General features: G+C 39.3%; 22 protein-coding genes. 17 read left to right on the top strand and 5 right to left on the bottom strand.

Annotated features, from left to right (window positions below; genetic code table 11):
- Window positions 1–31: 31 nt before the first annotated feature.
- Window positions 32–919 (top strand): LysR family transcriptional regulator, encoded by an 888-nt coding sequence (locus tag AC59HZ_RS00315; RefSeq protein WP_496543940.1) that lies wholly within the window; start codon window positions 32–34, stop codon window positions 917–919.
- 35 nt (window positions 920–954) lie between these two features.
- Here AC59HZ_RS00315 and AC59HZ_RS00320 read toward each other — a convergent pair whose 3' ends face one another.
- The gene (locus AC59HZ_RS00320) at window positions 955–2,325 is read right to left on the bottom strand and encodes an amino acid permease (RefSeq protein ID WP_496543941.1); all 1,371 of its coding nucleotides are present in this window, start codon (window positions 2,323–2,325) and stop codon (window positions 955–957) included.
- 184 nt (window positions 2,326–2,509) lie between these two features.
- Between AC59HZ_RS00320 and AC59HZ_RS00325 the strand changes: the two genes are divergently transcribed.
- Window positions 2,510–2,638 carry a hypothetical protein gene (locus tag AC59HZ_RS00325; RefSeq protein ID WP_430067059.1) on the top strand — a complete coding sequence of 43 codons (129 nt, stop codon included), beginning with the start codon at window positions 2,510–2,512 and terminating at the stop codon, window positions 2,636–2,638.
- A gap of 70 nt (window positions 2,639–2,708) precedes the next feature.
- On the opposite strand, the gene AC59HZ_RS00330 is transcribed toward AC59HZ_RS00325, so the two are convergent.
- Window positions 2,709–2,930 (bottom strand): DeoR family transcriptional regulator, encoded by a 222-nt coding sequence (locus tag AC59HZ_RS00330; protein ID WP_173058944.1) that lies wholly within the window; start codon window positions 2,928–2,930, stop codon window positions 2,709–2,711.
- A gap of 418 nt (window positions 2,931–3,348) precedes the next feature.
- Between AC59HZ_RS00330 and pepV the strand changes: the two genes are divergently transcribed.
- Window positions 3,349–4,770, top strand: a complete 1,422-nt coding sequence (pepV, locus tag AC59HZ_RS00335; RefSeq protein WP_496543942.1) for a dipeptidase PepV — start codon at window positions 3,349–3,351, stop codon at window positions 4,768–4,770.
- Between the two features lie 23 nt (window positions 4,771–4,793).
- Entirely contained in the window at window positions 4,794–5,648 is an 855-nt protein-coding gene (gene dat, locus AC59HZ_RS00340; RefSeq protein ID WP_496543943.1) for a D-amino-acid transaminase, read from the top strand.
- A gap of 40 nt (window positions 5,649–5,688) precedes the next feature.
- On the opposite strand, the gene cysK is transcribed toward dat, so the two are convergent.
- Window positions 5,689–6,621: a cysteine synthase A gene (cysK, locus tag AC59HZ_RS00345; protein WP_496543944.1), complete on the bottom strand. Its 933-nt coding sequence runs from the start codon at window positions 6,619–6,621 to the stop codon at window positions 5,689–5,691.
- A 139-nt stretch (window positions 6,622–6,760) separates the two neighbouring features.
- On the opposite strand from cysK, the gene thpR reads away from it, so the two are divergent.
- From thpR to AC59HZ_RS00365, 4 genes are all read left to right on the top strand, one after another.
- Entirely contained in the window at window positions 6,761–7,327 is a 567-nt protein-coding gene (gene thpR / locus AC59HZ_RS00350; RefSeq protein WP_496543945.1) for an RNA 2',3'-cyclic phosphodiesterase, read from the top strand.
- A 199-nt stretch (window positions 7,328–7,526) separates the two neighbouring features.
- Window positions 7,527–8,513, top strand: coding sequence for a diacylglycerol/lipid kinase family protein (locus AC59HZ_RS00355; protein ID WP_496543946.1), 987 nt, complete (start codon window positions 7,527–7,529; stop codon window positions 8,511–8,513).
- Window positions 8,500–10,629 (top strand): type I pullulanase, encoded by a 2,130-nt coding sequence (pulA, locus tag AC59HZ_RS00360; RefSeq protein WP_496543947.1) that lies wholly within the window; start codon window positions 8,500–8,502, stop codon window positions 10,627–10,629. The genes AC59HZ_RS00355 and pulA overlap by 14 nt, the downstream gene beginning before the upstream one ends.
- Window positions 10,630–10,969: 340 nt before the next feature.
- Window positions 10,970–11,746: a phosphotransferase gene (locus AC59HZ_RS00365; protein ID WP_496543948.1), complete on the top strand. Its 777-nt coding sequence runs from the start codon at window positions 10,970–10,972 to the stop codon at window positions 11,744–11,746.
- Here the strand turns inward: AC59HZ_RS00365 and AC59HZ_RS00370 are convergent, their stop codons facing one another.
- Window positions 11,747–12,025: a YtzH-like family protein gene (locus AC59HZ_RS00370; protein ID WP_496543949.1), complete on the bottom strand. Its 279-nt coding sequence runs from the start codon at window positions 12,023–12,025 to the stop codon at window positions 11,747–11,749.
- A gap of 163 nt (window positions 12,026–12,188) precedes the next feature.
- Between AC59HZ_RS00370 and trmB the strand changes: the two genes are divergently transcribed.
- Window positions 12,189–12,830 (top strand): tRNA (guanosine(46)-N7)-methyltransferase TrmB, encoded by a 642-nt coding sequence (trmB, locus tag AC59HZ_RS00375; RefSeq protein WP_496543950.1) that lies wholly within the window; start codon window positions 12,189–12,191, stop codon window positions 12,828–12,830.
- An 88-nt stretch (window positions 12,831–12,918) separates the two neighbouring features.
- On the top strand, window positions 12,919–13,755 hold the full coding sequence (locus AC59HZ_RS00380; RefSeq protein WP_496543951.1) for a YtnP family quorum-quenching lactonase: 837 nt from the start codon (window positions 12,919–12,921) through the stop codon (window positions 13,753–13,755).
- Window positions 13,756–13,954: 199 nt separating this feature from the next.
- Here the strand turns inward: AC59HZ_RS00380 and AC59HZ_RS00385 are convergent, their stop codons facing one another.
- Entirely contained in the window at window positions 13,955–14,275 is a 321-nt protein-coding gene (locus AC59HZ_RS00385) for a PepSY domain-containing protein (RefSeq protein ID WP_496543952.1), read from the bottom strand.
- 185 nt (window positions 14,276–14,460) lie between these two features.
- On the opposite strand from AC59HZ_RS00385, the gene AC59HZ_RS00390 reads away from it, so the two are divergent.
- The 7 genes from AC59HZ_RS00390 to murC all read left to right on the top strand — a co-directional run bounded on the left by AC59HZ_RS00390 (window position 14,461) and on the right by murC (window position 22,030).
- On the top strand, window positions 14,461–15,528 hold the full coding sequence (locus tag AC59HZ_RS00390) for a M42 family metallopeptidase (RefSeq protein ID WP_496543953.1): 1,068 nt from the start codon (window positions 14,461–14,463) through the stop codon (window positions 15,526–15,528).
- A 54-nt stretch (window positions 15,529–15,582) separates the two neighbouring features.
- Window positions 15,583–16,104 carry a DUF84 family protein gene (locus AC59HZ_RS00395; protein ID WP_496543954.1) on the top strand — a complete coding sequence of 174 codons (522 nt, stop codon included), beginning with the start codon at window positions 15,583–15,585 and terminating at the stop codon, window positions 16,102–16,104.
- Between the two features lie 131 nt (window positions 16,105–16,235).
- Window positions 16,236–16,721, top strand: coding sequence for a hypothetical protein (locus AC59HZ_RS00400; RefSeq protein ID WP_496543955.1), 486 nt, complete (start codon window positions 16,236–16,238; stop codon window positions 16,719–16,721).
- 106 nt (window positions 16,722–16,827) lie between these two features.
- The gene (locus AC59HZ_RS00405; RefSeq protein ID WP_496543956.1) at window positions 16,828–17,145 is read left to right on the top strand and encodes a thioredoxin family protein; all 318 of its coding nucleotides are present in this window, start codon (window positions 16,828–16,830) and stop codon (window positions 17,143–17,145) included.
- 88 nt (window positions 17,146–17,233) lie between these two features.
- On the top strand, window positions 17,234–18,022 hold the full coding sequence (locus tag AC59HZ_RS00410; RefSeq protein ID WP_496544626.1) for a DUF1444 domain-containing protein: 789 nt from the start codon (window positions 17,234–17,236) through the stop codon (window positions 18,020–18,022).
- 142 nt (window positions 18,023–18,164) lie between these two features.
- The gene (locus AC59HZ_RS00415; RefSeq protein WP_496543957.1) at window positions 18,165–20,492 is read left to right on the top strand and encodes a DNA translocase FtsK; all 2,328 of its coding nucleotides are present in this window, start codon (window positions 18,165–18,167) and stop codon (window positions 20,490–20,492) included.
- A gap of 236 nt (window positions 20,493–20,728) precedes the next feature.
- The gene (murC, locus tag AC59HZ_RS00420) at window positions 20,729–22,030 is read left to right on the top strand and encodes a UDP-N-acetylmuramate--L-alanine ligase (protein ID WP_496543958.1); all 1,302 of its coding nucleotides are present in this window, start codon (window positions 20,729–20,731) and stop codon (window positions 22,028–22,030) included.
- The last annotated feature ends 30 nt before the right edge of the window (window positions 22,031–22,060 follow it).

Genomic DNA, 22,060 nt, shown 5'->3' on the forward strand with positions numbered 1-22,060 from the left:
TTTAAATATATAAATAGTAGGTGGACATAGGATGGAGCTTTTGCAATTAAAGTATTTCCAAACTGTTGCCCGGCTTGAACATATGACTCGGGCATCAGAAGAACTTAAGATTGCCCAGCCCTCTTTAAGTAAAACTATATCCCGTTTAGAAGAAGATCTCGGTGTACCGTTATTCGATCGGGCTAATAGGCAAATAAGTTTAAATGCTTTTGGTAAACTATTTCTAGAACGAGTGAACCGGGCATTTTTGGAGTTGAATGAGGGAAAAAGAGAAATTGTAGAATTAGCTGAAAGGAGCCAAAATCAAATAACATTGGCCGTCAGCATTCCAAGAGTTTTACCTGATTTACTGAGTTCGTTTTTAAAGCAATCACCTGATGTGAAATTTCAGCAGGTATTAGAATCCACTAACTCTATGAAGCGCCAGCTTGAAAAGGCAGAAATTGATTTTTGTATTTCTTCCGTTCCAATGGAAGGGGATGAGCTTGTTTGGGAACCGCTAATCACCGAAGAAATTTATTTAATCGTTCCACCGCATCATCGGCTGGCCAATAGGGATACAATTTATCTTTATGAAGTAAAGGAAGAGCCGTTTATAAGTATGAATACAGGTTATGGATTCCGGAATTTAACCGATGAATTTTGCCTTCAAGCCGGGTTTGTTCCGAATATCGCCTTCGAAGGGGATGAACCAGGGGTAATTGGTGATCTTGTTAGACAAGGCCTTGGAATTGCCTTTGTATCAGAATTGTCTTGGGTGCATAACTTAAATCCTTTTTCACACAAGCTCCAAATCATTGAACCAAATTGTCATAGAACAATCGGCTTGGGCTGGTCAAAAAGGCGATATCATTCTGATGCTGCCAAGCAATTTCGCCAATTTGTTATCGATTACTTTTCAAAAATATCTCTTTCTTAAAATAGAAAAAAAGTCAGCGATATTTGCTGACTTTTTTATACTTGTCTAATAGAATTCATGTTTACTGAGGTCCATCTTTTTTTAACAGCGAAGGAAAGAATAATTAGAACCCCTACCGTTACAAGGGAAACAATTGATCCAATTACATTGTTCGGGTTTAAAAGAAACCCAATAAAGATGATGCATAAGGATACAATTGCAAATATAGTTGTATATGGATACCATTTTACTCGAAAAGCAGATTGCTTTTTATAAAGAGGACGGAGTTTTAATTGGGCCGCACAAATACTAATCCAAATTAACATTACCGTAAAACCTGGGATGGTCATAAGATAGCTGATGACCTGACTAGGCGTTAAATAAGCTAAATAAACACCGCCTAAAATAAAGGCACTTGTAATCAAAATCCCAACTATAGGAATGCCGGACTTCGAGGTTTTTAACAAGCTTTTTGGTGCTACACCGCTTTGTGCCATCGAGAATAACGTTCTCGATGTCGCATATATGCCTGAATTTGCCGCAGATAAAACGGCTGTTAATAAGACGAAATTCATAATATGTGCTGCACCAGGGAGACCTGTGCTGCTAAATACTTGAACAAACGGACTTTCTGCGCCGGAAACTTTATTCCATGGCATAATTCCACAAATAATCAGGATCGGTAGAATGTAAAAAATAATGACGCGCCAAACAGCGCCCTTAATAATTTTCGGCAAAACTCGTTCGGCATCTTTAGTTTCAGTAACGGCAACGCCGATTAATTCAGCACCGCCATAAGAAAACATAACCACTAAAAACGCACTAAACATGCCGCCTGCACCGTGCGGAAAAAATCCCCCATGTGCTGTATAGTTGGCGAAAGAATCGTGCGATGACCCTGGAATGATTCCTAATAGAAGGAAAAATCCCAGCACAATAAAAGCGATTAACGCCAAAATCTTAATTCCTGCAAACCAAAACTCCAGCTCACCATAATATTTCACTTGGGTTAAATTGATTCCTACAATAACGACTGCACAAAGAAAGCTTAATAGCCATAATGGGGCAGAAGGGAACCAATATTGCAGAAAACTTCCTGCCGCTAATAATTCAACCACAGTAACAAGAATCCAGTTAATCCAGTACAGCCAGCCGACAATGAATGAAACCTGAAAGCCGAATGCTTTATTTACTAGATGCTGCACATTGAAGTTCGGAAAGGCCAGAGCCATTTCCCCTAATGCGGCCATGATTATAAAGAGGATGAGCCCGCCAATTAAATAAGTAACGACGACGCTGGGCCCGGCAATATTCAAAGTATCCGAGCTTCCCTTAAATATCCCCGTACCAATCATGCCTGCCAGTGCAATAAACTGTACATGCCTCGGCAATAACCCCTTTTTTAAGTTCTGATGATTGTTTTCCATGTTGTTTCAACCCACTTTTCTCTTTTGCTTAGACGCTTTTAAGCGTTAAAGTATTTTATACTAATATAGCATATTATGAAAAACTGTCAAACCCATATATTTTTCACTTAAAGAATATTTTTTGCCTGAAGGAAACTTTATTAGATGCGGTGAATATTATATATACAAATAGGAGGCGAATGAGATGTTTATTAACCCTCGATTGCAGCGGAGAATTTACCTGTATTCATTTTTATTTAAAAAGCTCGGAATTTTAAGTGAACAAGAATTCAACAACATTATCAAATTTGATCAGATGCATGAACATCGGTAATTACTCAGGAACGAAAAAGTACACGATTAGATCGTGTACTTTTTTTATGCTTATTTTCATGTTTTTTGTTTTAAGATGACATCTTCACTTTCTTTTCTGTAGTAGTCCATTTTCCGCGGCTTGGGCTTATGACCAAGTCATTATAGGCTAAGACATTTAAATCTCGTTGTATGGTGCGAGGAGTGATACCAAATTCCTCTACAAGTTCCTGCGTTGTGACAGTGCCGTTATTGCGGATAAACATGTAGATACATTTGATGCGGTTTAACATCCGGTTAGTTGAAGGTTTCAAAGAACCACTCCCTATCCTAATTTCAAACCTATGGCTTAATCCCTCTACCGACAGCCTCTTTGACAATATGTAGTTTTCTTTTCCGCGCAGACAACTCCTTTTCATGGATGCTAGAAGCGTGTACTTAGATGTCATACATCTAACCATATTGTACCCATAATTTCTGAAAATTTCTACCACTATAGTAAAATTAACAAAATAATCATTATAAATTTACAAATTGTGTTCGGCTTTTTTCCCTCCCTTTCATGGCTGATACTATATCGTATGGGGAATAATGTTTGGTTTATGATAATTTTTTGAATTTTTAGTAAAAAAACAATTTGTTATCTGGATAGTTTTTTTAAAATTGATAAGATAATTGCCATAATGATATTGTTAAAAAAGAAATATATATCTTAATATGGGGGTACAAACGGTGACACAGATTAATTGGATGAGTGAGGTTGAAAAAAGAAAAGATGCACTCATTAAGGACACCCAGGGATTATTACATATTAAAAGTCTTTTAGACGAAGAAAATACTTCTTCGGACGCGCCTCTTGGGCAGGGTGTAAAAGAAGCGCTCGATTATATGCTTCAGCTCGGTGAAAAAGATGGATTTACTCCGAAAAATGTTGGGAATTTAGCGGGCCACCTGGAGTTTGGTGAAGGAAAAGAGCTGCTTGGGATTCTCTGCCATGTGGATGTAGTTCCAGAAGGGGACGGTTGGTCAAGCGATCCTTATGGGGCAGAAATTCGTGATGGAAAAATTTATGCCCGCGGTGCTTTGGATGATAAAGGGCCAACAATGGCGGCTTACTATGCGATGAAAATTGTGAAGGAACTGGGATTGCCCCTTAAAAAGCGAGTTCGAATGATTATTGGAACGGACGAGGAGAGCAATTGGCGCTGTGTGGAGCATTATTTTCAGCATGAAGAAATGCCGACACTAGGATTTGCTCCAGATGCTGATTTCCCCATCATAAATGCGGAAAAAGGGATTGCTGATTTCGATATGGTTCAGAAAGAATCTTTCAATGACAGCGCTGAGGGGGAGGTTGAGGTCGTCAGCTTTGTTTCCGGAAAGAGGTACAATATGGTGCCAGATTACGCTAAAGCCGTATTAAAACTAAAAGAAAATCAAGCTGGGTTACTTGAAGACTATTCATCCTTCATGAGGGAGTATGAGCTCGAACATAGTCATCAAGCCGAGAACGGAACATTAATTTTAGAAGTAAAAGGTATTTCTGCACATGGAATGGAACCAAAAAACGGGAAAAATGCCGGGTTATTTTTAGCAGAATTTCTTTCAAAGCAAAATTTGGAGGTGAAAGCCTCCCATTATTTCCAATTCGTATCCCGCTATTTCTTTAATGATTCAAGGGGTGTAAACCTTGAAGTAGCTTATTCTGATGATATCTCGGGAGATCTTACCATCAATCCCGGCAAACTGTCATTTTCGCCACAATCCGGTGGCAGTATAGGCATGACATGCAGGTACCCTGTTACAAACAAAATGGAGGACACTAAAGCCAAGCTGGATGCTCTTCTTATAGACGAAGGCTTCGAGATTAACCACTTCTCAGACTCTAAGCCGCATCATGTGGATGAAAAGGAATTCCTCATACAAACCTTGAAAAAGGTGTATGAAGAACAAACGGGTGAAAAGGCTGAATTGATTGCTATTGGAGGCGGAACCTACGCCCGTTCTCTCAAATCAGGTGTAGCCTTTGGACCGCTATTTCCTGGAAGACCAGATATTGCCCATCAAAAAGATGAATATATGTATATTGAAGACTTGTTAAAGGCAACAGCGATTTATGCACAAGCAATCTTTGAATTGGCAAAAAATGAATAAGTAAACAAAAGGGGAAATCGGAGATGAAATTTGCAATTTTAAACGGTACAATTATCGATCGATCTGAAGCAAAAGTGGATGTAGAAGACCGTGGCTATCAATTTGGTGATGGGGTATATGAGGTCATCCGGGTCTATAACGGTAAAATGTTTACTGTAAAAGAACATCTGGAGAGATTTGTGAAAAGCTCTAACAGTATCGGTATTTCACTGCCAATTACCATTGAACAAATAACACAATTGTTAGAAGAACTTATTGACAAAAATAATCTTCAGCTTGGGACGATTTATATGCAAATCACAAGGGGAGTCGCACCGCGGAATCATGCTTTTCCTACGGAAGAGACCGTCCCATCGATTGTGGCTTATACGAAAGAGGCAGGACGACCTGAAGAAAGTTTGAAAACGGGCGTAAAGACGATTCTCACTGAAGATATCCGCTGGCTTCGCTGTGATATTAAAAGTCTAAATTTACTAGGCAACCTATTAGCAAAACAAAAAGCAGCTGAAGGAGGGGCGTTTGAAGCAATTCAGCATCGTGGTCAGGATGTTACCGAAGGAAGCTCATCGAACATCTTTATTGTAAAAAATGGTGTTGTCATTACGCACCCATCTAATAATCTAATTTTAAAAGGAATCACAAAGGATGTTATTTTGAACCTTTGTTTAAAAAATAATATTCCTGTTGAAGAACGAACTTTTACACTTGATGAATTGGCCCAGGCTGATGAATTGTTCATGTCCAGTACAACATCAGAGGTCATGCCGATTATCGAAATAGAGGGCAAAAAAGTAAGGGACGGCTTACCAGGCCCTGTTACAATGAATATACAAGAGCTATTTGTTCAAGAAATAGAAGAACAATGTGGAAATCTATAGAATTAGAAAAAGACGTGCAATTTTTAGCACGTCTTTATTTCTATTCAAACTGAAATAAATCACCAGATAAGTATCTTTCTCCTGTATCACAAGCAATACATACTACGACCTCATCTGGTGATAATTTCTTTGCAACTTGTAATGCAGCAAAGCAGGCGGCACCTGATGATGGCCCAACAAGAATACCTTCTTCACTAGCTAATCTGCGCGAGATTTCATAAGCATCTTCATCCGAGATCTTTTGAATTTCGTCATATACATCTTGGTTAAGGATATCAGGAATAAATCCAGGGCTGGTCCCGACGAGCTTATGTTTGCCGGGTTTCCCGCCAGATAAAACAGGTGACCCTTTTGGTTCCACGACATGGATTAATAGATTTTCATAATGCTTTCTTAAGGCTTCTCCTGTTCCTGTAATGGTCCCTCCCGTTCCGGCTGTGGCAACAAAAGCCGATAACGGCTTGCCAATTTCCTCCATTGCTTTGATGATCTCAACAGCGGTGGTGAAACGGTGGGCATCAGGGTTTGCCTCATTCTCAAACTGCATCGGAATAAAACTATTTGGAATAGCCGTTGCTAATTCTTTTGCTTTTTTTATCGCACCCGGCATTTTTTCCTCCCCTGGAGTAAGAACAACCTCCGCACCATAGGCTTTTAAAATATTAATTCGTTCCTGTGTCATCGTATCAGGCATCACGATAACTGAGCGATAGCCGCGAGCCGCAGCATTCATTGCTAATCCAATACCTGTATTACCGCTAGTCGGTTCAATGATGGTGGAGCCTTTGGTTAATTGTCCTGCTTTTTCTGCTTCGACTATCATATTAAAAGCAGCTCGATCTTTTACACTTTTACTGGGGTTAAAAAACTCAAGCTTTAAATATACAGAGGCCCCATCTTTAGGAGCAAGGCGATTTAGTTTGACAAGCGGTGTGTCTCCGATTAGTTCGGCAATATTATTTACGACTTTCATTTGGGTCCTTCCTTCCTGTACCTGCTATCCTTATGATAAATAATTTCTTCGGCAATGTAAAAAATATCGGATAATGTACTTCTTTAAGTAGATACAATTATGTCAAAATAGACTAAAATTTAATAAAGGATGAACAATCATGGAACATCGAGACCATTTTTTCTTTGCAGTTAAAATCCCTGATGAAACGAAAATAGTCCTAAAAGACCGGATGGACAAATTAAAAGAAAGCCTCCCTTTTAACCGCTGGGTTCATTATCAAGATTTGCATATTACCTTGGCTTTTCTAGGGGGTGCAGCTTCTGAAAAACTAGCAGAAGCAGAAAAAAAGGTGAGAGAAAACATAAAGAATGAAAAAGCATTCAAATTGAAAATAAACAAACTTGGAATATTCGGTAATCAAGATTCACCCAGGATATTTTGGGCGGATACGGTCGAGAGCCGGGAGCTGAATGAACTGAGAGGTAAAGTCTTTTCTGCTTGTGAAAAGGCTGGCTTCCAACTAGAAACTCGGCCATTTCGTCCCCATATAACACTAGCTAGAAAGTGGAATGGGGAACAAGCTTTTCAAAGAGAGCAGCTTGAAATGTGGCAGGAGCTTCAGGCAGAACCACTGACCTTTCAAGCTCAAGAAGTGGTGCTTTACCAAACACATCTTCAGAAAACCCCTAAATATGAGGCCAAAACGATCTATCCTTTAAAATAAGGCAGTGTTGATTTTGAACTTTGTTGATTGGAGCGGAAGGCACGAGTCTCCTGCGGGAGAACGGGGCAGGGGAGACCCCGCAGGCGCTTAAAGCGCCGAGGAGGCTCCCCGGACCGCCCTAAGGTGCGCGAAGTGCCTGGAGCTCCAATCAACAGCGAAGTTTAACCCATTCAAAATAAAGAGTGTAAGGGTTGGCGAAATGAAGCAAATATATTTTATTATCAATCCAAAAGCAGGTAACGGCCGCTGCTTTAATATTTGGAGAAATATCGAACCTTTATTAAAGGCAGAACAAATCTCCTACCTGGCATTTTTTACAGAGTTCCCAGGTCATGCCAAAATTCTCGCCAGCCAAATTGCTGCCAGCAACAATGACCAAAAGTTAATGATAGCTGTTGGCGGAGACGGAACTATGCATGAAGTTATGAATGGAATGATTGTGAATAACCATAAAATTACTTTAGGATTTATCCCTGGGGGGTCAGGAAACGACTTTTCTCGAGGGTTTCAAATACCTTCAGATCCATTAGAAGCCCTTAAGGTGATAATCCGGCTGATGAAGCAGGAAGTACACTCAATTGATACTGGAAAAATAATGCTGGGAGACCATTCCGAGCACTATTTTATAAACAATATGGGTGCAGGATTTGATGCCCTTATTTCCTATGAAGTGAATCAATCCCCAATAAAGGCTTTGTTTAATAAGCTTTCAATGGGCCGCTTGGTTTATGTGTATTTTCTCCTAAAAAAAGTTTTTACTTTTAAAACATCCACAATTGATTTATCAATTGAAGGGAAAAAGCATATATTTGAACAAACATGGTTTGTTACCGTTTCCAATCAACCTTATTATGGAGGCGGTATGAAAATTGCTCCTGAAGCTGAACCAGATGATGGACTTTTCGATATAACGGTTGTTCATGAGTTATCTAGATTTAAGTTGTTACTAGTTTTTATAAGTGTTTTTTGGGGAAAACATATCTATTTTAAAGAAGTGAAAACCTTTAAAGGGAAGGTTGTCTCCATTCATTCAAATGACTCTCTCTATGTTCATGGGGATGGAGAGCATCTTGGATTTACACCCCTGACCATTAACCTGCAACCGAAAGCCCTGTCAGTGTTAACAAGAAGGGCACGTCAAGAAATAGTTGATTTGAAAGAGAGGGATTCTAATGATTGCCACTGAACGAAATTTTCTTGCCTACTTAGATGAGATGAAGATCATTACGATTCTTCTGCCACTTTCATATCATCATGGTAAATCCTCTTCATTCATTGTTTCCGATGACTTTCAACAATTTCCTTTGACAATCTTGGAAAAGCGGCAAATAGAAAACAAGATGAAGTATATTTGCCAGCATTCAGAGGAAATTTTGTTTGGAAGACAGTATTGGATATTGGATGAACATGGAGGAAAAACAGATCTTCAGATAGGCGCAGTTATCCGAACGGATTCATTTGATGATAAATTTTATTATGACGGTAATGATCTAGGCGTGACCTATAGTGAAAATCAAAGTCAGTTAAAACTTTGGGCTCCTACAGCAACAGGCGTCAAATTAAAATTACGCCCTTCTGACAGTCAATTTTCAGAAATTATAAAAATGAAGCGGGAAGAACGTGGGATTTGGTCCGTTACCGTAAATGGTGATTTAGAATACTATCATTATAGCTTTCTTGTTCACGTTAACTTGGAATGGCGTGAGGTAATTGATCCTTATGTGAAGGCCTTGACGGCAAATGGTGAACATGGTGTTATTGTAAACCTGGCAAAAACAAATCGTCCCAAAGTCAATCTCCCATGTATCTCAAACCCTGTTGATGCGATTATTTATGAAACACATATCAGAGATTTTACCATTCATCCGGGGAGCGGAGTAAGTCATAAAGGTCTTTATCTTGGTGCTGGTGAGTTAGACACGAAAGGTAGAGATTGTGGACCCACAGGATTGTCCTATTTAAAAGATTTGGGAATTACCCATATTGAATTTCTTCCTGTACATGATTTTGCAGGTGTTAATGAACTGGAACCAACCAAGGATTATAACTGGGGATATAACCCGCTTCATTTTAATGCTCCAGAAGGCAGTTATTCTACAGATCCCTCTAATCCCTATTCCAGAATTTTGGAATTAAAGCATTTAATTGATCAAATACATCGTGCTGGGATCAGGGTCATTATGGATGTCGTTTATAATCATATTTATATCCGCGAAAATTCCTCTTTTGAAAAAGTGGTTCCAGGTTATTATTTCCGTCATAATGAAATTGGACTGCCTTCAAACGGGACTGGTGTTGGCAATGATATTGCCTCTGAGCGAAGGATGGTTAGAAAATTTATTTTAGACTCGATTCAATTCTGGATGGAAGAATACCATATTGATGGCTTTCGATTTGACTTAATGGGTATTTTGGATGTTGAGACAATGAATTTAGTAAGAAATGTCTGTGACATCACTGCAAATGACACGATTATTTTGGGTGAGGGCTGGAATCTAAACACGCCCCTTCCTCAAGAGCGAAAGGCGATTATAGCGAATCAAGCGAAGATGCCGGGAATTGCCCAGTTTAATGATAAGTTTCGCGACAGCATTAAAGGCAGTACTTTTAATTTATTTGATAAAGGCTACGCTTTAGGAAATGAGCATTATCTTGAGGCAGCAATTGAGTTAATGACGGGAAGCATCGGTTTCAATAAAAAAGGAAATGGATTGTTTAATGAACCATCCCAATCAGTAAATTATGTTGAATGTCATGATAATCATACCATGTGGGATAAGCTTTTGGCCTGTCACAAAAATACGGATGAATCTTCCCGAATGAAATATCACCGTCTCGCGACGGGGTTGGTCTTATTGGCACAAGGGATTCCTTTCCTGCATAGCGGGCAGGAGTTTTTTCGAACGAAACAAGGGGATGGAAACAGTTATCATTCGCCAGATCCCATTAACCAACTCGATTGGGATCGGAAAAGCACATATAAAGAAAATGTGGAGTATATTAAAGGCCTTATTCAAATCCGAAAAACATATTCCTGCTTTCGCATGAGAGCCCAAGCTGAAATTCGCTCGAATATTCGAATTTTACCGTTTAACTCCCATGTTTTAGGTATTTATTATGAAAAGGCAAAAGTAATCTTAATCATTAATTCGTCTTCCCGTGAGCAGCAGATCACACTGCCTGAAGGGGAATGGACTGTTATAGCCAATCATGAATTTGCAGGGATTTCTACATCTAAAGCCTTTAAGGTTGGGGAAATAATTGTTGAACCAATCTCGTTAAATGTTTTAGTGAAAAAATAGTTTCCCAAGATTACTTGACGAAAAAAGGCAATTGGAGATAAAATTTATTAAGATGGCTATTGTGTGCTATGGTTTCAATAGCCTTTTTTTATTTATTAAATGAAGGTAAAAAGGCGCATGCTTTTTTATCTAAGGTATTTTCGCATAAATTGTTGTTTTTCGTATAAGTTTATAAACCCGTATAACTAGAAGCGTCATGGCATCTTTTTGTAAGCACTTTTGCGAGTTTTGCCTATAAACTTAGTTAATGAACCTTACTAGGTTCCAAAAGCAACAAGGTTACGAAAAGAGCCTTATCTAAATGCTCCCATTAGAACGGCATAATTGAAGGTGAACAATTTTGGAACATATATTAGGACAAGAGTGGGAAATTATCCCTGCTGGAGGCGCGACAGGAGAAGCCTTTTATGCAAGATATGAAGATCAAAGGCTTTTTTTAAAGCGGAATTCTTCTCCTTTCCTTGCGGTACTATCGGCAGAAGGTATCGTCCCAAAGCTTGTTTGGACGAAACGGTTGGAAAACGGAGATGTCATAACAGCACAGCAATGGCTTGAAGGCCGGGAACTGAAACCATCAGAGATGAATCAGGAGCTTGTTGCCAGGCTGTTGAAAAAAATTCACCAATCAGAGCCGATGCTGGGTATGCTTAGCCGGTTAGAAAAATCACCATTGGATCCCGAAACCCTTTTTCAAACAGTGATAGATGACTTGGATGAACAAATCCTTGAATTTCCTGAAGTACAAAAAACATTGAACTTCTTAAAGAAGGAAGCGAAAAATGTTTATAGTGAAGAAAAAGTGGTATGTCATGGTGATGTGAATCATAACAACTGGCTGCTTGCGGAAGACAACCAGTTGTATTTAATTGATTGGGACGGGGCAATGATAGCCGACCCTGCGATCGACCTTGGTCTGCTTTTATATTGGTATATTCCAGAAGAAAATTGGCAGGATTGGCTAAGCATGTACGGGAACACGCTGCTGACTGATCAATTAAGGCTTAGAATGAAATGGTATACGACTTTACAGACCTTATCTTCAATCCAGTGGTATAAAAATAAAAACCGCATCGAAGAAAGGGATAAGTGGATAAAGTTTTTAGCGGAAATCCTCTAATTAAGAAAACTGACCAATATCGTTTACCCATTGTGATAGGTTTTCTTGGTTAGATTGGATATGTTCATCCAAATTGGCTGTCCCAGCACCATACTGGCTGTATTGATAAACCTCCTGCAAAATGTTTTTAACATTTTGATCGACCTGTGTGTTAACCATGAGGGATTTCACTAATCGTTCTAGTTGTTCACATTCTGCTACAGACCCGCAGCAATCTGTTTGATGATTGCTTAATATATCCTTAAGTAAGGCAACCTGGTCACTATGACTTAATGGCATGACACAACACCCTTTCAAGTGGGATTTTTATAAAAAGAATTCACAGTTAGGTTGTGAATTCTTTTTTTGTTTATGCATTTTGCTTTTTTCCAACAGGATTGGCTTGCAAGTGAAAGGGTCGCGTGTTATGGTTTGAACGAAATTATTTTTTAGGAGTGCAAATATGAGACTTAGACATAAACCTTGGGCAAAGGATAAAATAGAGCAGCATCCTCAATATATCGTAGCGAATCCAGAGTTGTGTAAAGGTAAATGGCATGAGGTATTTGGAAATGAGCAACCGCTTCATATCGAGGTTGGAACTGGAAAAGGCCGATTCATTACCGAAATGGCAAAGGCAAATCCAGAAATTAATTATATGGGCATTGAATTGTTTGACAGTGTCATCGTTGCGGCTTTAGATCGTTTAATTGAAGCGGATTTGCCAAACCTTAGGCTGCTAAATGTGAATGCGGCTGATTTAGAGAAATATTTTGCGAAAAATGATGTTGACCGTGTTTATTTGAATTTCTCAGATCCATGGCCAAAAGTACGTCATGAAAAAAGAAGATTGACCTATAAAGATTTCTTAAAGCTTTATGAGGATATTTTAGTTGATGGTGGGGAAATTCATTTTAAAACAGACAATCAAGGACTGTTTGAATATTCGCTAATGAGCTTTTCAGAGTACGGCTTATTATTAAAATATCTTAGCTTAGATTTCCATAAGAGTGGTTACGAAGGTAACATCATGACGGAATATGAAGAGAAATTCTCCGAAATGGGGAATCGTATATACCGCTGTGAAGTAAAATATCAAAACTAATAATGAAGACAGTTCCTTTTAGGGACTGTTCTTTTTATTTTTCCTAAATATGGGACAATGCTAAAATAGAAAAAAGGGGGTTGAAATAATGCAAACATTAAAGATTGGAAACGTAACACTGACCTGGTTATCTGGAGGAGTGACTAATTTAGATGGTGGTGCCATGTTTGGCGTGGTTCCCAAAGGATTATGGTCGAAGAAATATCCACCCAATGAGAAAAACCAAATTGAATTGCCAACCGACCCAATTCTGATTCAAATGAATGATAAAAATTTATTAGTTGAATCCGGGATTGGTAATGGAAAGTTAACGGAGAAACAACAAAGAAATTATGGGGTTACAAAGGAATCTGAGGTTGACTCTTCATTGGCCAAACTAGGATTAAATGCTGGGGACATAGATTATGTGTTAATGACACATTTACATTTTGACCATGCATGTGGATTAACGAAGCTTGAAGATGGCGGTTATACTTCTTCCTTCCCAAATGCGAAAATCATCACTTCAAATGTAGAATGGGAAGAGATGCGAAACCCGAATATCCGGTCCAAGAATACATATTGGAAAGAAAACTGGGAAGCCATTGAAACACAGGTTGAAACGTTCGACGAAACGTGGAGTTTCGGAGCGATTCGAATGATCCATACAGGCGGGCATAGCGACGGACATTCGATCCTTATTATTGACGATGAAGGGGAAATGGCCATCCATATGGCTGACCTCATGGCGACACATGCCCATCAAAATGTTTTATGGGTTATGGCCTATGATGATTATCCAATGGATTCTATTGCTGCAAAAGAAAAATGGGTATCCTGCGCAATCGAGAGAAAGGCATGGTTTACATTTTACCATGATGCCTTTTACCGTGCAGTCAAATGGGACTTAAATGGAAAAATAATCGAAGGCATAAAACGCTCTTAATAAAAGATTGTGTTAAAAAACATTTTTGATATATAACATTGTTGATTGGAGCGGAAGGCGCCTGCGGGAGACCCCGCAGGCGCCAAAGCGCCGAGGAGGCTACCCGGCACGCCCGCGAACCGCTCGCGCCTGGAGTGCAAATCAACAACCCATTGCTAAGACCAAAAATAGCCGCATCGATTTTGGATGCGGCCGTTTTTTAATTACTGGATAAAGGTTGAATATTTAAGATGGTACCTGTTTGGGCATCAGCGATAAATTCAAATTGTTCATTTAATCCGTTGTTATTTTTGGAGATGCCGCCTTTGTAAACCTGATATTTTATTTGCTGCTTTTCGTACGGCTCAACAGCCATGTGTATCCATGAACCACTAATAGGCCCATTTTGTTTAAATTGTTTCTTGACGTGCTCCAAAACTTTTTCAGGTGTGACAGTTGTTTTTTGGCTTAGGATTTCCTTTGCCGCATACCCGCTAATGGCACCTAAAGCAGCACCAAGCAGAAATGATTTCCAGTTCAAAAAAAGCACCCCCATCTATTCAGAAAATATTCTGATCAAACTATCCCAACCTCAGTATATCTTATTTGGATTGTAGAAGATAATATAACAGTCGAATTAGAAATAGTGGTAAGGGGTTCGAAATTTCTGTAAAATAAAAGGATACATACTATACTAATCTCGAGAAAAACTAAAGGAGTCTGACTATGAACGAACAAACCTTAAAGCTTTTTCAAACGCTAACAGAGCTCCCTGGAGCCCCAGGGAATGAACATTTAGTTAGAAATTTCATGAGGGAACAATTATCACAGTACGCGGATGAAATCGTTCAAGATAAATTAGGCAGCATTTTTGGTGTGAAAAAAGGGGTCGGGCCTACCGTAATGGTGGCAGGACATATGGATGAAGTAGGTTTCATGGTTACCGCCATTACAGATAATGGAATGCTTCGTTTTCAGCCGCTTGGCGGATGGTGGAGTCAGGTGATACTAGCTCAGCGTGTACAAATCATGACAAAGAATGGTCCTATTATTGGAGTGGTCGGTTCTATCCCTCCCCATCTTTTAGACGAAGCGAAACGAAACAAGCCAATGGAAATTCAAAATATGCTGATCGACATCGGTGCCGATGATCGTGAAGATGCCGAAAGGATTGGTATAAAGCCAGGTCAGGTGATCCTTCCGATTTGTCCATTTACGCCAATGGCAAACGAAAAAAAGATATTAGCAAAAGCATGGGACAATCGCTATGGCTGCGGCCTCGCGATCGAATTGCTTCAAGAACTAAAAGATGAGACCTTGCCAAACATCCTTTATTCTGGTGCAACTGTCCAGGAAGAAGTAGGCTTGCGTGGAGCACAAACGGCTGCCAATATGATTAATCCTGACATATTTTTTGCGCTTGATGCGAGTCCTGCTAATGATATGACTGGAAGCAAATTAGAATTTGGCCATTTAGGAAAAGGAGCCTTGCTTCGCATCCTGGATAAATCGATGGTGACACATCGTGGAATGAGGGAATTTGTCCTCGATATGGCTGAAACGCACAATATTCCGTATCAATATTTTGTTTCACAAGGCGGAACAGATGCCGGCCGTGTACATCAATCCAATCAAGGTGTTCCAAGTGCGGTTATTGGTATTTGTTCTCGTTATATTCATACCCATGCCTCCATCGTTCATGTAGATGATTACGCCGCCGCAAAAGAATTGTTAATTAAATTAGTGAAGTCTTGTGATCAAACCACAGTGGATACGATTAAAGCAAACAGTTAATTTTAGGGGGGCATTCTACATGCCTCCTTTTCATATGCAAAAGGAGATGCTTACATGAAAGTCATAATTGGATCAAAAAACCTGGCAAAAATTACTGCAGTAAAAAATTGCTTTCTAAATCAAGACGCAGAGTTTATTACTATGGATATACCGTCCGGAGTAAATGCTCAGCCCTTTTCAGATGAAGAAACAATTCGCGGAGCGGTTAACCGGGCAGTTGAAGCGTTAAATCAAGGTAATGGCGATATTGGCATTGGCCTTGAAGGAGGCGTACAGGAAACAAGCCAGGGCTTGCTGATTTGTAACTGGGGGGCACTGGCATCAAAAGGTAAGGCACCGATTATTGCCGGTGGTGCCCGGGTTTTACTGCCTGAAGAAATAGCAGTAAGACTTCATGCGGGAGAAGAGCTCGGACCAGTCATGGATGATTACGCTAATAAGAAAAATGTCAGAAAACACGAAGGGGCAATTGGAATCTTCACAAATGGTCTCGTTAACCGAGTGGAAATGTTTACCCATGTCATGAATCTCCTGATTGGACAATATACCTATCAAAAAACGCATTCAGAAGATTAATCTCTCTTTTTCGACGGCGATTTTCGACAAAAAGTCTTGTCTTTTGAATATTCTGGAAGGTATGATGTAGATAGGACTATTGTCGTGAATTGGGGGAGTGCATCCTGAAACTTTTTAAAACTATTACCATATTGAGCTTATTATTTTTTGTATTAGGAGCCTGCAGCCATGCTTCATTGAAGGATGAAAGTAAAAACACAATAAAAACTGTGAAATCAGCCTTACAGGAAAAAGCGGAACAGTCAAATGAAAAGAGTGGAAAAATTCATTTTTATTTACCCAATGGTTATAAAATAAAAGATGAAAAACCCAATAACATCATTTTAAAAAATGGTTCCAAGATCTATATACTTTTCGTAAATCCTCAGGAAGACAGCTTAAGTGAAGTGGTTTATAAAGGAACAGTTAATCAGTATAAGAGGCTTAATACAAATGAAAAGTTTACCTCTGACAGTAAATTTGGCTTTTTAACGATAAAGGAATTAGATGATGATCAAAACGAACTGACAGTCGGAATTGGCGGCACAAAAATAACGACACAGACGGAGACCAGTGACTTGGTTGAAGATGGTAAAGCGATGATGCAAATTGTTAATTCAGTTAAGTTTAGTAAATAATAGGCAAGTCAGTGTACATGTTCAAAAATGCATATCGATGGACTAATCGGCAGAATGGCTGATATGATTTGAGAAGATCGAGATAATTCAAACGGAGGCGTTGAATTTGAAACATTTAGAATCAATCGAGGAATTTGAACAGCTAAAAGATAATGGGAAAACGATTTTTATGTTTTCAGCAAAGTGGTGTGGTGATTGCCGTTTTATTGAACCAGCGCTGCCTGAAATTGAAGCGAAATTTACGGAATATACCTTTATCCATATTGACCGCGATCAATTTATTGATCTATGCCAGCAAGTAGATGTATTTGGGATTCCAAGCTTTATTGCATATGAAAACGGGAAAGAGCTTGGCCGTTTTGTAAGTAAGGATCGCAAAACGCAAGAAGAAATTGAAGGATTTATCACGGGGTTGAAATCATAATACCAACTAGCTCCCTCTCCTTTTGAGATGGGAGTTTTTTATTGTACAATAAGGGAAATACCCTTTTAGGGAGGGATGCATGTTGAAAATGGATAGTAACAAAATGCGTAAAGAATTAGAAGCACGGTTGGCTGCAAAAGATCGACTTATAACTTATGACCGTGAAAAAGATCAGCTTCGAATCGAAAGTGAAGTAGTCAAGAAAGGGATTACCATTTCCTTGCCTGGGATAGTGGCCAAATGGAATGTGGAAAATGAAAAGGCTATCGATGAAGTTGTTTATTATGTTGAAGAAGGCCTGCGTGCTATGGAGGACACCGTCCAATTAACGGATCACGAAAAAAGGATTTTCCCTGTCATTCGCTCCTCATCTTTTCCAAAGGAAGCAGAGGAGGGGGTCCCGTTTTTAATCGATGAACATACAGCTGAAACAAAAATATATTATGCCTATGATATGGGTAAAACCTACCGATTAATTGACGCACGCGTTATGAAAAAAGAGGGGTGGGTCCATTCTCGAATAAAGGAGATTGCCCTATTTAATGTAAGATCGCTGACAACGCCACTAAAAGAGGATCAGGTTGCCGGTAATACCTTTTATTTTCTTAACACCAATGATGGGTATGATGCCAGCAGGATATTAAATAAAGGCTTCCTAAATGATATTGAGAAACAAATTACCGGGACGATGGTGGTTGCCGTGCCGCATCAAGATGTATTAATAATCGGTGATATCCGTAATGACCGGGGATACGATGTATTAGCGCAAATGGCTATGAGCTTTTTTGCTAATGGCCGTGTCCCGATTACAGCGTTATCCTTTTTATACGAAAATGGGGAATTAGAGCCTATTTTTATTTTAGGGAAAAATAAATAAAATAGAATTCAAAGAGATCACATTCTAGGTGGTCTTTTTTCATTCATTCGAATAAATTTCGGCTAATTCAGTGGAATTATGTCGAAAAAATATCAATTACTGATAAAATAGAATGATAGATGAAAGAGAAAGAGTGATAGTTTTGAGTTGGATCCAAGACTTTTTTCAAAGGTTTAAAAAAGATGAGGAAGAGGAATTTGCCCATTTAACAATAAATAATAAAAAAACCGATGGCCATCCATTTCTGAATAATGATGATAACATTAAGGATTTAGAGCTTAGAATTTCTTATCAATATCCCAAATGTGAAATTAAATCTTCTCACAGTCCAATCAGCAAAAGACGGACAATTGAAGACACCCCTGCAATAAAAAGAAGATCGGCAGTAATTCCGGAAAAAAGGGTAAGGAAAGAGAAAACTGATAGACCAACGCTAAAAAAGGAAACGCCAAAAGAAAATATTAAAGCACCAATTCCAAAGAAAGAACAGCCAGCGAATATGCGCGGTCCCTTTCATCCAACAGAAATCCCCTCACCTGTTTTTGGATTTAATAGGCCTAAAAAAATGGATTCTATCATCGAGCATGAATTAAGTCATTTTTTAGAAGAAGAATCTGAAAGCAAGCTAGATTTAATCGCTGCAACTGTAGAGACAGTCTATGAAACAGAAGAGATTGTTTCGGTTATGGACGATAATAATGTGCAGATAGCTGTTAAGGAAGAAGAGATGGCCGAAGTTATTCCTATACCAGTTGAACCTGAACAGAACGAAAAACTATATGAAAATAATGATGTTGAAGAAGAGATTATCGTTGAGGAACCAATTGAGCAGCCAGAAACATCAAGACCTATGCGCTCAAAATTACCTTTTAATGTAATGATGCTCAAACAAGATAAAGAAAAATGGGAAGCAAGAAAAAGAACTAGAAGAGAAGATCGGGAGCAAAGGCCGATAAAAGAGTCAAGAAATATTGAAATCGTTCAAGCAAGCGCTCAAGAACCTGAAAAGAAGGATGAAAGCTATCAACCCCCAGCCCCTCGAGACGGTTATAGGTTTCCGGATTCCGGCTTATTAAGCCCACCAATATCGGAAGAAAAGGATAATGACTGGATTTACTATCAACAGGACCTATTAAATCAAACCCTACAAAATTTTAATGTAGGGGCAAGTGTCGTCAATGTTACACAGGGGCCGTCTGTCACTCGTTTTGAGGTCCAGCCGGAGCCAGGAGTAAAGGTAAATAAAATAACTAATTTAAGCGATGATATAAAGCTTAGTCTTGCAGCAAGGGATATTCGAATCGAAGCGCCTATCCCAGGAAAACACACGATTGGTATTGAAGTGCCTAATCAAAAATCAAGACCCGTGATGATCAACGAAATTATCGGGAACCGTGTTTTTCAAGAAGCAGCTTCACCACTAACGGCTGTGCTGGGGCTTGATATTGCCGGCAACCCTATTGTAACCGACCTTAAGAAAATGCCCCATGGCTTAATTGCGGGAGCAACTGGCTCTGGTAAAAGTGTTTGTATTAACACAATTTTGGTAAGTCTGTTATTTAAAGCGAGTCCTGATGATTTAAAGCTTTTGCTCATTGACCCGAAAATGGTCGAGCTTGCACCATACAATCGGATTCCACACCTAGTCAGCCCTGTCATTACGGATGTGAAAGCAGCAACCGCAGCATTAAAATGGGCTGTAGATGAAATGGAAAGACGCTATGAACTGTTTGCCCACACGGGTGTTCGTGACATAGGCCGATTTAATGAATTAGCGATTCAGCATAAAAGATATTCAGATAAGCTTCCGTTTATCGTGATTATCATTGATGAGCTGGCTGATTTAATGATGATGTCTCCTGCGGATGTCGAAGAAGCCATTTGCCGGATTGCCCAAAAAGCAAGGGCTTGCGGAATTCACCTTATCGTTGCAACGCAAAGGCCTTCAGTGGACGTTATTACCGGATTAATAAAGGCAAATATCCCTACAAGAATTGCCTTTTCTGTTTCCTCACAGGTCGATTCTCGTACCATTATCGACATTAGCGGGGCGGAAAAACTGCTCGGCCGCGGTGATATGTTATTTTTAGAAAATGGCTCTTCAAAGCCAGTCCGCCTGCAGGGCACATTTGTATCTGATGAAGAAATTGATATTGTTGTGGCACATGTCAGGGAGCAGCGGGAGCCTGACTATTTGTTCGAGCAGGATGAGCTTCTAAAAAAAGCACAAGTCGCAGAAGGGGAAGATGAACTGTTTTTTGAAGCCTGTGAATTCATTGTCGATCAAGGCGGTGCGTCTACTTCGAGCCTGCAGCGGCGCTTTAAGATTGGCTATAACCGCGCGGCAAGATTGATGGATATGCTCGAGCAGAATGGATATATTACAAGTGCCAATGGCAGCAAAGCGCGGGATGTATTGATTACGGAGGCTGACTTAGAGTCAATTCAAGATTCTAGTATTATTAGTTAATCTATAGTATTCTTTATTAACGCGAACAAATAATATATAAAGCAAAGTTAAACAGAATAAAGCTTCTATGACGTAAATAGTTTTTATGAATAAACAATGTTATAATAATGAAATGAATTTATTTAGAAAGTAATTTGGACGATTGATGTGCATAAGCACATCCACTTTTCTTGTTAGCAAATACAGACAGATGTCATATACTGTTTTACAGATAGACGTTGGTTGGAGGTTCTTCTATGACTATTTACCATTTTGTAGGTATAAAGGGGTCTGGAATGAGTGCACTGGCACAAGTTCTTCATGATATGAAATTTCAAGTGCAGGGCTCCGATGTCGAAAAGCACTTTTTTACTCAGGTCTCCCTTGAAAAATCAGGGATCAAGATCCTTCCCTTTCAAAAGGAAAATATCAAGCCAGGAATGACGATTATTGCTGGGAATGCTTTTCCCGATACCCATGAGGAAATTCAAAGGGCTATGGAGCTCGGACTTCCTATAGTACGTTACCATCGCTTTTTAGGCGATTTTATGCAAAATTTTACGAGTGTCGCCATTACTGGCGCACACGGGAAAACTTCAACAACAGGGCTGATGTCCCATGTTATCGCTGGTGCCAAGCCAACATCCTTTTTAATTGGTGATGGGACAGGTAAGGGGGAGGAAGGCGCAGAATACTTTGTTTTTGAAGCTTGTGAATATAGAAGGCATTTCTTATCCTATTTCCCTGACTATGCAATCATGACCAATATTGACTTTGATCATCCTGATTATTTCGCCAATATTGATGACGTATTTTCTGCTTTTCAGGAGATGGCAGTCCAAGTAAAAAAAGGGATATTTGCTTTTGGAGATGACGAACAACTGCAAAAAATCCAGGCAAAAGTTCCAGTCTTGTTCTACGGATTTGCGGACGAAAATGACTATCAGGCTAAAAATCTCGTGAAGACGACGAATGGGACTACCTTTGATGTCTTTATACGAAATACTTTTTATGATACCTTTTCCATTCCAACCTTCGGTGACCACAGTGTATTAAATGCATTAGCGGTCATTGGTTTATGCCATTATGAAGAAATCAATGCAGAAACGGTCAAGGAAAGATTAATGACTTTCCAAGGTGTAAAAAGAAGATTTTCCGAAAAAAATATGGGTTCCCAAACCTTAATTGATGATTATGCCCACCATCCGACTGAAATTAAAGCAACCATTGAGGCTGCAAAGCAAAAATATCCTGACCGCGAAATTATAGCAGTATTCCAGCCTCATACGTTCACACGGACGCAGGCATTCTTAGATGATTTTGCGGAAAGCTTGCGAGGGGCCGACAAAGCCTATTTGTGTGAAATTTTCGGTTCTGCCCGTGAAAAGCACGGCAAGCTGTCCATAAAGGATTTACAGGATAAAATTCCTGGGGCTGAATTGCTTTCTGAAGAAAACACTTCAGTGTTAAAAGATTTTAACAACAGCGTCATTATTTTTATGGGTGCCGGAGACATTCAAAAATTTCAAGAATCCTATGAAAAAGAAGTTGTACAATAAAGAAAAAAGGATGCCGTCACATGCGGCATC

It is taken from the genome of Neobacillus sp. DZ-9, assembly GCF_059587065.1.

What these genes read in the sequence shown, in the direction of transcription:
- AC59HZ_RS00410 (WP_496544626.1), top strand. Translation starts at nt 17,234, where the DNA reads ATGGATAGTAACAAAATGCGTAAAGAATTAGAAGCACGGTTGGCTGCA.
- AC59HZ_RS00390 (WP_496543953.1), top strand. Translation starts at nt 14,461, where the DNA reads ATGAACGAACAAACCTTAAAGCTTTTTCAAACGCTAACAGAGCTCCCT.
- cysK (WP_496543944.1), bottom strand. Translation starts at nt 6,621, where the DNA reads ATGAAAGTCGTAAATAATATTGCCGAACTAATCGGAGACACACCGCTT.
- thpR (WP_496543945.1), top strand. Translation starts at nt 6,761, where the DNA reads ATGGAACATCGAGACCATTTTTTCTTTGCAGTTAAAATCCCTGATGAA.
- AC59HZ_RS00325 (WP_430067059.1), top strand. Translation starts at nt 2,510, where the DNA reads ATGTTTATTAACCCTCGATTGCAGCGGAGAATTTACCTGTATTCATTT.
- trmB (WP_496543950.1), top strand. Translation starts at nt 12,189, where the DNA reads ATGAGACTTAGACATAAACCTTGGGCAAAGGATAAAATAGAGCAGCAT.
- AC59HZ_RS00355 (WP_496543946.1), top strand. Translation starts at nt 7,527, where the DNA reads ATGAAGCAAATATATTTTATTATCAATCCAAAAGCAGGTAACGGCCGC.
- murC (WP_496543958.1), top strand. Translation starts at nt 20,729, where the DNA reads ATGACTATTTACCATTTTGTAGGTATAAAGGGGTCTGGAATGAGTGCA.
- AC59HZ_RS00315 (WP_496543940.1), top strand. Translation starts at nt 32, where the DNA reads ATGGAGCTTTTGCAATTAAAGTATTTCCAAACTGTTGCCCGGCTTGAA.
- AC59HZ_RS00320 (WP_496543941.1), bottom strand. Translation starts at nt 2,325, where the DNA reads ATGGAAAACAATCATCAGAACTTAAAAAAGGGGTTATTGCCGAGGCAT.
- dat (WP_496543943.1), top strand. Translation starts at nt 4,794, where the DNA reads ATGAAATTTGCAATTTTAAACGGTACAATTATCGATCGATCTGAAGCA.
- AC59HZ_RS00395 (WP_496543954.1), top strand. Translation starts at nt 15,583, where the DNA reads ATGAAAGTCATAATTGGATCAAAAAACCTGGCAAAAATTACTGCAGTA.
- AC59HZ_RS00380 (WP_496543951.1), top strand. Translation starts at nt 12,919, where the DNA reads ATGCAAACATTAAAGATTGGAAACGTAACACTGACCTGGTTATCTGGA.
- pulA (WP_496543947.1), top strand. Translation starts at nt 8,500, where the DNA reads ATGATTGCCACTGAACGAAATTTTCTTGCCTACTTAGATGAGATGAAG.
- AC59HZ_RS00370 (WP_496543949.1), bottom strand. Translation starts at nt 12,025, where the DNA reads ATGCCATTAAGTCATAGTGACCAGGTTGCCTTACTTAAGGATATATTA.